An 11,388-nucleotide genomic window follows, 5' to 3' on the forward strand; every position below is an offset into this window, starting at 1 on the left:
TTATCGATCAAGGAGCCGGGTTCGGGTGATCCTTGTGAATCGCCTCAATCCCCTCCAGCACTTCATCGGAAAGTTTCAGATCGAAGCTGGCGATGTTGCTGTCCAACTGCTCCAGCGTCGTGGCGCCAATGATGTTGCTGGTCACAAAGGGTTGCTGCGTGACAAATGCCAGCGCCATTTGCGCCGGGTCCAGGCCATGTTCACGCGCCAGCGCCACATAACGACTGCACGCGGCTTCCGACTGCGGGTTGAAATAGCGGCTGAAGCGGCTGTAGAGGCTCAGGCGACCTTTCGGCGGACGTGCGCCACCTTCGTACTTGCCCGACAGGAAACCGAACGCCAGCGGGGAATAGGCGAGCAGGCCGCACTGTTCGCGGATAGCGATTTCCGCCAGGCCGACTTCGAAGCTGCGGTTGAGCAGGTTGTACGGGTTCTGGATCGACACGGCGCGCGGCCAACCACGAGCTTCGGCCAGGGCGAGGAAGCGCATGGTGCCCCATGGCGTTTCATTGGACAGGCCGATGTGGCGGATCTTCCCGGCCTTGACCTGTTCGTCCAGCGCTTCGAGGGTATCCTCCAGCGGCGTGAGGTTGGCTTCGGTCTGGTGTTTGTAGCCGAGTTGGCCGAAGAAATTGGTGCTGCGTTCCGGCCAATGCAGCTGGTAGAGATCGATGTAATCGGTCTGCAAGCGCTTGAGGCTGGCGTCCACGGCTTCGGTGATGTGCTGGCGGTTGTGTCGCAGGTTTTTGTCGCGGATGTAGTCGATGGTGTTGCCGGGGCCGGCGATCTTGCTGGCCAGGATCCAGTCGGCGCGATCACCACGGCTTTTGAAGTAATTGCCGATGTAGCGCTCGGTGGTGGCGTAGGTTTCGGCCTTGGGCGGCACCGGGTACATCTCGGCAGTATCGATGAAATTGATCCCGGCACTCTTGGCCCGTTCGATCTGGGCGAAGGCTTCAGCCTCGCTGTTTTGCTCGCCCCAGGTCATGGTGCCGAGGCAGATTGCACTCACGTTCAGATTGGTTCGGCCTAGCTGGCGATAGTCCATCGGGTGCTCCTTGGGCAAAACAATCATAAAAGCAGGTTGAATTATTTTTCGCAATCTGCATAATTGCGCACCTCTTTCTGCAGTGGAAGTGATGCGCCGCCGCCGAAGAATCTTGCCGTTGAACGGACGCGCCGACCCGAGCCCCCGAAAGCGTCTGTATCCGGCTGCCTTTGACTTGTCAAAGTACGCACTATTCAGTAAGATCCGCCGTCTAATTTACAGGGCGGCCCCTGAGGCTATAAAGAATGAAAACTTTTACTGCTAAACCGGAAACAGTACAGCGCGACTGGTTTGTCGTCGACGCTGCAGGTCAGACCCTGGGTCGTCTGGCCACCGAAATCGCGAGCCGTCTGCGTGGCAAGCATAAAGCTGAGTACACTCCTCACGTTGACACCGGCGATTACATCGTCGTTATCAATGCCGAGCAGATTCGTGTAACCGGTGCTAAAACCACCGACAAAATCTACTACTCCCACTCCGGTTTCCCGGGCGGCATCAAGTCGATCAACTTCGAGAAGCTGATCGCTAAAGCCCCTGAGCGCGTGATCGAGACCGCGGTCAAAGGCATGCTGCCTAAGAACCCGCTGGGTCGCGACATGTATCGTAAGCTGAAAGTCTATGCGGGCGCTGTACACCCTCATACTGCTCAGCAGCCCCAAGAACTGAAGTTTTAACGGAATAGTTCATTATGTCGGCGACTCAAAATTACGGCACTGGCCGTCGCAAGACCGCAACCGCACGCGTTTTCCTGCGTCCGGGTACTGGTAACATCTCCATCAACAACCGCACCCTGGAAAATTTCTTCGGCCGCGAAACTGCCCGCATGGTAGTTCGTCAGCCGCTGGAACTGACTGAGACTGTCGAGAAATTCGACATCTACGTCACCGTGATCGGTGGTGGTGTAAGTGGTCAAGCTGGCGCAATCCGCCACGGTATCACTCGCGCACTGATGCAGTACGACGAAACCCTGCGTGGCGCTCTGCGCAAAGCTGGCTTCGTTACTCGCGATGCACGTGAAGTTGAACGTAAGAAAGTTGGTCTGCGTAAAGCGCGTAAGCGTCCGCAGTACTCGAAGCGTTAATTCGCTTTTACGTTCAAAAAGAACGCCCAGTTTCCTTGCGAAGCTGGGCGTTTTTTTATGGGCGTGATTTATCAAGAATTGCTCTGTGACAACTTGCCACAGCCGTAGAAGCCCTATACTGCAAGGCTTGGCAGTGAAGCCCCTCGGTAATTACCTTGTCAGAATTGGGGCTTTTCATTACCATTCGGCAAAATTTTTATAAGTTCAGATTTTTACTTAGTAGACGCCTGATTTAACAGGCCACAAAGCTGATGGGAGAGGACTGAATGAGCAATGACGGCGTGAATGCAGGCCGGCGTCGCTTCTTGGTAGCAGCCACATCCGTGGTGGGTGCTGCAGGAGCGGTGGGGGCTGCGGTCCCGTTCGTGGGGTCATGGTTTCCCAGTGCCAAGGCGAAAGCCGCAGGTGCACCGGTGAGGGTGAATGTCAGCAAGATCGAGCCAGGCCAGCAGATGATTGCTGAGTGGCGCGGTCAGCCGGTGTTCATTGTCCGCCGTACCGAGGAAATCCTGGGGAATCTGAAAAAGATCGAGGGCCAGCTGTCTGACCCGACCTCCAAGAACTCGACACAACCGACTTATGTCGACCCGGAAACGCGTTCGATCAAGCCAGAGGTTCTGCTGCTGATCGGTATCTGCACGCACCTGGGTTGCTCGCCGACCTTCCGTCCAGAAGTGGCACCTGCGGATCTGGGCAAGGATTGGGTAGGTGGTTATTTCTGCCCTTGCCACGGTTCCCACTACGATCTGGCTGGCCGCGTCTACAAGTCGCAACCTGCGCCTTTGAACCTGCCAGTTCCCCCGCATTCCTATGAGACCGATGACATCATTGTCGTTGGCGTCGATACGGAGAAAGCGTGATGAGCAAGTTCATGGATTGGGTTGATGCGCGCTTTCCCGCGACCAAAATGTGGGAAGACCATCTCAGCAAGTACTACGCCCCGAAGAACTTCAACTTCTTCTATTTCTTTGGTTCCCTCGCACTGCTCGTTCTGGTCAACCAGATCGTTACCGGTGTCTGGCTGACCATGAGCTACACCCCGTCGGCGGAAGAGGCGTTTGCTTCCGTCGAATACATCATGCGCGACGTCGAGCACGGCTCGATCCTGCGCATGCTGCACGCAGTCGGCGCTTCGATGTTCTTCATCGTCGTTTACCTGCATATGTTCCGTGGCCTGCTTTACGGTTCGTACCAGAAGCCGCGTGAGCTGGTGTGGGTGTTCGGCATGCTGATCTACCTGGCGTTGATGGCTGAGGCCTTCATGGGTTATCTGCTGCCGTGGGGCCAGATGTCCTACTGGGGGGCCCAGGTGATCATCTCGCTGTTCGGTGCGATCCCGGTCATCGGTGACGACCTGACCCAGTGGATCCGTGGTGACTACCTGATTTCCGGTATTACCCTGAACCGCTTCTTCGCCCTGCACGTTGTTGCCTTGCCGATCGTGATCCTCGGTCTGGTGGTGCTGCACGTTCTGGCGCTGCACGAAGTCGGTTCGAACAACCCGGACGGCGTGGACATCAAGAAATTCAAAGACGAAAACGGCGTACCGCTGGATGGCATTGCCTTCCACCCGTACTACACCGTGAAAGATATCGTCGGCGTGGTGGTGTTCCTGTTCATCTTCTGCTCGATCGTGTTCTTCTTCCCTGAAATGGGCGGCTACTTCCTCGAGAAGCCGAACTTTGAAGTGGCAAACGCCTTCAAGACTCCTGAGCACATCGCTCCGGTCTGGTACTTCACACCGTTCTACGCGATTCTGCGGGCGGTTCCGGACAAGCTCCTGGGCGTTATCGCCATGGGCGCGGCCATCGCTGTGCTATTCGTCCTGCCATGGCTCGATCGCAGTCCGGTCAAGTCGATGCGCTACAAAGGCTGGCTGAGCAAGATCTGGCTCTGGGTGTTCTGCATTTCGTTCGTGATCCTGGGCGTGTTGGGTGTTCTGGCTCCAACGCCAGGCCGTACGTTGCTGTCTCAGGTATGTACCTTCCTGTACTTCGCCTACTTCATTCTGATGCCGTTCTACACCAGGCTCGAGAAGACCAAACCGGTTCCGGAAAGGGTGACTGGCTGATGAAAAAGCTATTTGCTGTACTGATTCTTGCGGCGATGCCTGTACTGTCTTTCGCATCGACATCGAGTGGCCCTGAGCTGGAAAAGGTCGATATCGACGTTTCCGACAAGGCTGCCATGCAGGACGGCGCACGTACGTTCGCCAACTATTGCATGGGCTGCCACAGCGCCAAGTTCCAGCGCTACGAGCGTGTTGCCGATGACTTGGGCATTCCACATGACCTGATGCTCTCGAAGCTGGTGTTCACCGGCGCCAAGATTGGCGACCACATGAGCATCGGCATGCAGCCGGCTGACGCCAAGACCTGGTTCGGTGCGGCGCCGCCCGACCTGACCCTGGTCGCCCGCGTTCGTGGTACTGACTGGCTCTACGGTTACCTGAAATCTTTCTACGAAGACCCATCGCGTCCTTGGGGCGTGAACAACAAGGTATTCCCGAACGTCGGGATGCCTAACGTTCTGGTCGGCCTGCAGGGTCGCCAGGTGGTAGGCTGCAAACAAGTTCAAGTCGTCGAAGACGGCAAGAAGCAATTCGATCCGCTGACCGGCACGGCTTTGACTCATGAAGCCTGCGACCAACTGACCGTATTGCCGAAAACCGGCACGCTGAACGAAGAGCAGTTCGACGAGAAGGTCAAGAATCTGGTGACCTTCCTGGCCTACTCGGCCAACCCGGTGAAGCTGCAGCATCAGCGCATCGGTACCTATGTGTTGCTGTACCTGGCGTTCTTCTTCGTATTCGCATACTTGCTCAAGCGTGAATACTGGAAAGACGTCCATTGATATTGCTGTAAAATTGCTGTCAATCGCGCGCGCCCAGGGGCGTCTCTTAAGGTGTAACGAGCCTGGTGGTCCAGGCGTTACGGGAGGCGCCCTCTGGGCGCGCGCGTTTTTCCGTTTCCGATAATTTCAACAAGCGAGGAGGACCGCCATGGGCGTGACCAATCGGTTGGCCTGTTACTCCGACCCCGCCGACCACTATTCCCACCGAGTGCGTATCGTACTTGCAGAGAAGGGTGTCAGCGCCGAGATCATTTACGTGGAAGCTGGTCGCCAGCCGCCTAAACTGATTGAAGTGAACCCTTACGGCAGCTTGCCCACCCTGGTCGATCGTGACCTGGCGTTGTGGGAGTCGACCGTGGTGATGGAATATCTGGATGAGCGTTACCCGCACCCGCCTTTATTGCCGGTTTATCCCGTGGCGCGTGCCAACAGCCGTCTGCTGATTCATCGTATTCAGCGTGACTGGTGTGGACTGGTGGATCTGATCCTGGATTCCCGATCCAAGGAAGCAGCCCGTGTCGTGGCTCGTAAAGAGCTGCGCGAAAGCCTGACTGGCGTGTCGCCGCTGTTCGCCGACAAGCCGTTTTTCCTCAGTGAGGAACAAAGCCTGGTGGATTGCTGCCTATTGCCAATACTCTGGCGATTGCCGATTCTGGGTATTGAACTGCCGCGGCCTGCCAAGCCGCTGCTTGATTATATGGAGCGCTCGTTTGCGCGTGAGGCTTTCCAGGCGAGTCTGTCTGGTGTCGAACGCGATATGCGCTAAGGCTTAAGGAGCCGCTATGAACTCCAGTCGACCTTATCTGGTCCGCGCGCTCTACGAGTGGATTGTGGACAACGATTGCACCCCGCACATGCTGGTCAATTCCGAGTATCCGTCGGTGCAGGTGCCTCAGGGTTTTGCCAGTGACGGACAGATTGTCCTGAACGTATCACCGGCAGCCGTGCGTCATTTGCACATGGACAACGAAGCGGTCAGCTTCGAAGGGCGTTTCGGTGGCGTGCCACACACCCTGTACGTGCCTATCGCATCGATCCTGGGCATTTACGCTCGGGAGAACGGTCAAGGCATGGTGTTCGATCTGGAATCGCCTATGGAAGACGACGAAGAGATCGAGCCGGATGACGATATTCCGCCACCCGACAGTGAGCCACCGCGTCCCAGCGGTCGACCCAGTTTGAAAGTGGTGAAGTAATAAAAAAGGCGATCCGAAAGGATCGCCTTTTTTATTACAGCTCCTACAGGACGATGGCGATCCTGAGATCGTCATCGTCGGCAGGGTTTATTCAGTCGATGTATTCGAACAGCTTCACGATTTTCTGCACGCCGGAAACGCCCTGCACCAAATTGGTGGCTTGGGCCGCTTCCTGTTTGGTCAGCAGACCCAGCAGGTAGACGATGCCGTTCTCGGTGACAACCTTGATGCGTGAGCCCGGAATGTTCGGATCGGTGAGCATCTGCGTCTTGATCTTGGAGGTCAGCCAGGTGTCGTTCTGGCGAGCCAGGAAGCCGGAAGGTGGCAGGACTTGCAGTTCGTTGTGGACTGTCTTCACCCGCTGAACAGCCGCAGCGGCCTGTTCGGCCTTGGCCTTGAGATCGGCGCGTGGGGTTTGTCCGGCAAGCAGCACGACGCCATTGAAGCTGGTGACGACGATGTGCGAGTCGTTATCCAGGGCGGGATCGGCCTTGGCAATGTTCACGCCGACCTTGGTGTCGATCAGAGAGTCGTCGATCTTGCTGCCGAAGGTGCGCGTGCCGCGGTCATCTTCAATCGGTGCTTCGCGGCTGGCTTTAACCACCGAGGTGCAGCCGCTGATGCCGAGGCACAGGGTCAAGGCCAGAAGGCCTAGGCGATTAGGGGTCATTCTTCACTCCCGAACAATTGGCTGTCGATCAAATCGCAAAGGCAATGGATCGCCAGCAGGTGGACTTCCTGAATACGTGCGGTGACGTTGGCCGGTACGCGAATCTCGACGTCCTCGGGCAATAGCAGCGACGCCATGCCGCCGCCATCGCGACCGGTCAATGCTACGACAACCATTTCGCGATCATGTGCGGCCTGGATCGCTTGAATAATGTTTGCCGAGTTGCCGCTGGTGGAAATCGCCAGCAATACATCGCCCGGCTGGCCGAGGGCGCGGATCTGTTTGGAAAAGATTTCGTTGTAGCTGTAGTCGTTGGCGATCGAGGTGATCGTCGAGCTGTCGGTGGTCAACGCAATCGCTGGCAAGCTCGGGCGCTCGCGCTCGAAGCGGTTGAGCAGCTCGGACGAAAAGTGCTGGGCATCCCCGGCAGAGCCGCCGTTGCCGCAGGACAGCATTTTGCCTTCGTTGAGCAGGGCGTTGACCATCACCTGGCTGGCTTGCTCGATGTGCGGTGCAAGTACGTCCATCGCCATTTGCTTGGTATCGATACTGGCCTGAAAAAGCTGGCGAATTCGGGATTGCATGTCCATCTGTGTGACCTTAATTAGCGCGGCTACTCGGCACATGAATGTGCAGCCCGCAAAGCAAAGAGCAAAAGTGTTGGGTGGAAGTGTCCGGTTCGGGGCGTACGCGATCAGCTGTCGAAGGCATTCTGCAACCAGTTCAACTGATCGAGGTTGCTGTCGATGGCAACCACGTCGAAACGGCAAGGGGAATTGGCCCAACGCGACTCGCGCTGAAGAAAATACTGCGCGGCAATTATCAGTTTCTGCCGTTTGCGCTCATCGATGCTGTCGAGCGCGCCACCCCATTGAGTGTTTTTTCTGTAGCGGACTTCAACGAATACTACTGTATCGCCATCAAGCATGACCAGATCAAGCTCGCCGCGTTTGCACAACCAGTTCTGCGCCAACAGGCGCAGACCTTGTTGTTGAAGATGCTCGAGCGCATGGCGCTCGCCATCTTTACCGCTTTGCTGGCGTGATCTGTCGGGCATCAGCGCGGAGTATCCGGGAGGCGTTGAACCTGGCCGCTGACAAACTGTGCCCACGGCAACTGGCGCACGACTCGCTGGTTCTGAGTCATGCCCAGGCTGCCCGACTGACCTTCGATGCGGCTGTCCGGTAGAGCCTTGAGTTGGCCCAGGCGTGGTGCCAGGCTGTAAGCATCGACACCCATCGCGTACAGGCGGCCCAGGCTGCCAGCAGCTTGTGGCCATTGAGCGGTGACCTGTTTGCGCAGTGGATCGTTAGTCTCCAGCAACCATGGGGTTTCGCAGAAGCGAATGCCGTTCATGTCGTTGTACTGGTTCACATCGCCGCTGGCGCTGAACACGTGGGAGGTGGCATAAACCGGCACATCGCCGGCGTACTGGAAGTTCAAGGTCGGCTTGATCTGCTGGGCCTGCTGAGGCGTTGCAGCGAGGAAGATGAACTCGATGTCCTGGCGACGTGAAGGCTGGGCGGCGACCTGTCCGCCAACGGTGCTTTGCAGGCTCTTGGCACGACCTTCGCTCTGACGCAGCTGGAACATGTCAGCGATCTGCTGGGCCAGTTGAACCGGTTGATCGACACGTTCGGTGGCGACGATGCTGCCACCGTTAGCCTGCCAATCCTGGCTGAACGCTCTCAAGACGCGATCGCCCCATTCGCCTTTCGGCACCATGATGGCTGCGCGATGCAGGCCATCGGCGCGAGCACGGCGGGACACTTCGCGGGCTTCGTCCTCAGCGGCGAGACCGAACTGGAACAGTTGGGCTGGACCTTGTGTGCCTTCGCTGTAATTCAGCGCCAGGGTGGTGATCGGCAGTTGCGGGCGAGCGCTGAGCTGTTTGACCAGCGGTTTCTCCAGCGGGCCGATGACCAGTTGCACACCGTCGGCCTGGGCCTTGCGATAGAACTCATCGAGGGATGTCAGACGCGTGCTGTCATAGAACTCGATGGCTGGCGGCTTCTGCCCGGCTTGTTGGGCCTGGTAGTGAGCAGCCATGAAACCTTCGCGCAGTGCTCTGCCGACCGAGGCCAGCGGGCCGTCTTGTGGCAGCAGCAGGGCGATTTTGCTCAGGGGCTGGCTGGCCAGTTCCTTGAGTTTGGTCAGTGGCAGCGGCAATTGAATGGCGGCGGGGTGCTTTGGATTCTGGGCGCGCCAGTTGTCGATCGCGGCTTGCTGCTGTTCCAGGGTGCCGGCAGTTTTCACCGCCTGCGCCAGGCCCATCCAGCCGCCGAGGTCGTCGGTGGCGCTCGGCTGCAATTGATCGGTCGGCAGCGAGGCGATCAATGTCCAGATCGCTTCGTGGTTTTTGCTGGCGGCTTCACCTTCAAGCATTGGCGCGATGAAGATGCGCTCCCGTGCGGCGGCCAGCGTCTGGCCATCGGCTTCAAGGGCGCGGGCATGGACGGTGCCGGTGCGAACCTGTTGCTCGACCGGCAGTTCGCTCAGGCGTTGCAGGCTCGGATGACTCAAGGCTGTCAGCGCCGCTTTGGGCTGATTGCGAACCATGGCCAGTTCAGCCGCCAGGGTGCTGGCGAAAACCTGTGGGCCAGGCTTGAGTGTTTCGACGGGGACTTGTTGCAGGATTTGCGCGGATTGGCCGGCGTTCCCCTGGCGATAGGCCAGGTCTGCCGCGCTCAGGCGCAACAGGGAGGCTTTTTCCGGGTCTTTGCTTTCAGCGGCCTGTGCGAGCAGTTGCTCGATACTGGCATCCGGGGTCCGTGGAAGTTCGCCAAGGCTGGAGGAGGGCGAGCTGGCGCAAGCCGCCAGCAAGGCAGCAAGGCAGAGGGCAGTGAACAGCCGCAGGCAAGCGATCATGTAGTGTTCCTGATACTCGATCAAATTAGCGTGGAATTGTACCCAAGCACTGGCCGGGGCGCGATGTTACTGGTGTGAATCGATCAATTTAGCTCGTGCAATTGTTGCGGCACTGCACAAAAGGCTGCAAAACCGAGGGTTGCTTGCGCGTATCGCGAGCGTCACGACGCGCTACAATGGCGGCTTTTACCGATAATGAGGTGTGCGCTTTGACTGCTCCAGGTGCTTTGAATTCCGCTGCTGGCTCGCTTTATGTGGTGGCGACGCCCATCGGCAACCTGGACGACATCAGTGCGCGTGCGCTGAAAATCCTGCGCGACGTCGCCCTGATCGCCGCCGAAGATACCCGTCACTCCCAGCGATTGATGCAGCATTTCGGCATTCCTACACCGCTGGCGGCCTGCCATGAACACAATGAGCGGGATGAAGGTAGCCGCTTTATCACTCGTTTGCTTGCCGGCGACGATGTGGCACTGATTTCAGATGCCGGCACGCCGTTGATTTCCGATCCGGGTTATCACCTCGTGCGTCAGGCTCGTGCTGCGGGTATCAATGTGGTGCCGGTTCCGGGCGCCTGTGCGTTGATCGCGGCGTTGTCGGCGGCGGGTCTGCCGTCGGACCGTTTCATTTTCGAAGGCTTTCTGCCGGCCAAGGCTGTCGGTCGGCGCGCCCGTCTTGAGTTGGTAAAGGAAGAGCCGCGCACGCTGATTTTTTATGAGGCCCCGCACCGGATCCTTGAGTGCCTTCAAGACATGGAGTTGGTGTTTGGTGGCGAGCGTCCGGCGTTGCTGGCGCGTGAGCTGACCAAGACGTTCGAAACCCTTAAAGGTTTGCCATTGGCTGAATTGCGCGAGTTCGTCGAATCAGACAGCAATCAGCAGCGTGGTGAATGTGTGGTGTTGGTGGCGGGTTGGTCTGCCCCCGAGACCGAGGATGCCGTCAGCAGTGAAGCCATGCGCATTCTGAATCTGTTGCTTGAAGAAATGCCGCTCAAGCGAGCCGCAGCGTTGGCGGCGCAAATTACCGGCGAGCGCAAGAATGTGCTCTATCAGGTCGCGCTGGATAAACAGAAGGGCGAGTAGAAACCGACGTGCAGGCGCAGTCCAAGGCGTTTAGCGCTTGTCCTTCGGCCGCTCTGCCGTTAATCTTCGCCGCGGAGAGTCGATCGGACAGTCGCTGCCCTCTATGAAAATTAGGGGGGGGAGGAAAGTCCGGGCTCCATAGGGCGAAGTGCCAGGTAATGCCTGGGAGGCGTGAGCCTACGGAAAGTGCCACAGAAAATAACCGCCTAAGCGCTTCGGCGCCGGTAAGGGTGAAAAGGTGCGGTAAGAGCGCACCGCACGACTGGCAACAGTTCGTGGCTTAGGTAAACCCCACTTGGAGCAAGACCAAATAGGGTCCCAAGGCGTGGCCCGCGCTGGGACCGGGTAGGTTGCTAAAGATGTCCAGTGATGGCCATCGTAGACGAATGACTGTTCAAGACAGAACCCGGCTTACAGATCGACTCTCCACCTTTTTCCCCTCCCTGCTTTAATCATTGAGCAGGGCGCCTGTAGTAGCTTTTCCCCTCCTTACAGAAACAACAGCAGAAGCACTTTCCTAATACCGAAAAAATCTTACTCTTAACAAATTACTTTAACTTTCGAACGCAGCTTTCAGTGCTGATTCAAGT

Annotated in this window: 13 protein-coding genes and 1 other RNA gene; 9 read left to right on the top strand and 5 right to left on the bottom strand. The window is 57.7% G+C overall.

The annotated features are described in order from the left end of the window. Positions 1-7: 7 nt before the first annotated feature. The gene (locus PFAS1_RS16545) at positions 8-1,048 is read right to left on the bottom strand and encodes an NADP(H)-dependent aldo-keto reductase (protein WP_076029830.1); all 1,041 of its coding nucleotides are present in this window, start codon (positions 1,046-1,048) and stop codon (positions 8-10) included. Positions 1,049-1,293: 245 nt separating this feature from the next. Between PFAS1_RS16545 and rplM the strand changes: the two genes are divergently transcribed. The 7 genes from rplM to PFAS1_RS16580 all read left to right on the top strand — a co-directional run bounded on the left by rplM (position 1,294) and on the right by PFAS1_RS16580 (position 6,178). Further along, on the top strand, positions 1,294-1,722 hold the full coding sequence (rplM, locus tag PFAS1_RS16550; protein ID WP_007905295.1) for a 50S ribosomal protein L13: 429 nt from the start codon (positions 1,294-1,296) through the stop codon (positions 1,720-1,722). Between the two features lie 14 nt (positions 1,723-1,736). Next, positions 1,737-2,129, top strand: a complete 393-nt coding sequence (gene rpsI, locus PFAS1_RS16555) for a 30S ribosomal protein S9 (protein ID WP_003216038.1) — start codon at positions 1,737-1,739, stop codon at positions 2,127-2,129. A gap of 266 nt (positions 2,130-2,395) precedes the next feature. After that, positions 2,396-2,989, top strand: a complete 594-nt coding sequence (petA, locus tag PFAS1_RS16560) for a ubiquinol-cytochrome c reductase iron-sulfur subunit (RefSeq protein WP_074880113.1) — start codon at positions 2,396-2,398, stop codon at positions 2,987-2,989. Continuing rightward, positions 2,989-4,200, top strand: coding sequence for a cytochrome b (locus PFAS1_RS16565; RefSeq protein WP_074880111.1), 1,212 nt, complete (start codon positions 2,989-2,991; stop codon positions 4,198-4,200). Before petA ends, PFAS1_RS16565 begins: the two co-directional genes overlap by 1 nt. Next, a complete protein-coding gene (locus PFAS1_RS16570; protein ID WP_076029831.1) occupies positions 4,200-4,982 on the top strand; it encodes a cytochrome c1 in 783 nt (260 codons plus the stop codon). Before PFAS1_RS16565 ends, PFAS1_RS16570 begins: the two co-directional genes overlap by 1 nt. Before the next feature lie 148 nt (positions 4,983-5,130). Beyond that, complete coding sequence (locus tag PFAS1_RS16575; protein WP_008155978.1) at positions 5,131-5,748, top strand: glutathione S-transferase N-terminal domain-containing protein; 618 nt, start codon at positions 5,131-5,133, stop codon at positions 5,746-5,748. Positions 5,749-5,764: 16 nt separating this feature from the next. After that, positions 5,765-6,178: a ClpXP protease specificity-enhancing factor gene (locus tag PFAS1_RS16580; protein WP_074880107.1), complete on the top strand. Its 414-nt coding sequence runs from the start codon at positions 5,765-5,767 to the stop codon at positions 6,176-6,178. Positions 6,179-6,269: 91 nt separating this feature from the next. Here PFAS1_RS16580 and PFAS1_RS16585 read toward each other — a convergent pair whose 3' ends face one another. The 4 genes from PFAS1_RS16585 to PFAS1_RS16600 form a co-directional block, all read right to left on the bottom strand. After that, positions 6,270-6,848, bottom strand: coding sequence for a BON domain-containing protein (locus PFAS1_RS16585; RefSeq protein WP_074880104.1), 579 nt, complete (start codon positions 6,846-6,848; stop codon positions 6,270-6,272). After that, entirely contained in the window at positions 6,845-7,438 is a 594-nt protein-coding gene (locus PFAS1_RS16590) for a phosphoheptose isomerase (protein ID WP_007943727.1), read from the bottom strand. The genes PFAS1_RS16585 and PFAS1_RS16590 overlap by 4 nt, the downstream gene beginning before the upstream one ends. 104 nt (positions 7,439-7,542) lie before the next feature. Beyond that, the gene (locus PFAS1_RS16595; RefSeq protein ID WP_076029832.1) at positions 7,543-7,905 is read right to left on the bottom strand and encodes a YraN family protein; all 363 of its coding nucleotides are present in this window, start codon (positions 7,903-7,905) and stop codon (positions 7,543-7,545) included. Next, entirely contained in the window at positions 7,905-9,716 is a 1,812-nt protein-coding gene (locus PFAS1_RS16600; protein WP_076029833.1) for a penicillin-binding protein activator, read from the bottom strand. The genes PFAS1_RS16595 and PFAS1_RS16600 overlap by 1 nt, the downstream gene beginning before the upstream one ends. A 176-nt stretch (positions 9,717-9,892) precedes the next feature. Here PFAS1_RS16600 and rsmI point away from each other — a divergent pair, with 176 nt between their 5' ends. Both rsmI and rnpB read left to right on the top strand, forming a co-directional pair. Further along, positions 9,893-10,798: a 16S rRNA (cytidine(1402)-2'-O)-methyltransferase gene (rsmI, locus tag PFAS1_RS16605; protein WP_162493963.1), complete on the top strand. Its 906-nt coding sequence runs from the start codon at positions 9,893-9,895 to the stop codon at positions 10,796-10,798. A gap of 75 nt (positions 10,799-10,873) precedes the next feature. Then, positions 10,874-11,228: RNase P RNA component class A (gene rnpB / locus PFAS1_RS16610), an RNA gene on the top strand. The last annotated feature ends 160 nt before the right edge of the window (positions 11,229-11,388 follow it).

Origin of the sequence: Pseudomonas frederiksbergensis (assembly GCF_001952935.1) — a bacterium.
Classification (GTDB): domain Bacteria; phylum Pseudomonadota; class Gammaproteobacteria; order Pseudomonadales; family Pseudomonadaceae; genus Aquipseudomonas; species Aquipseudomonas frederiksbergensis.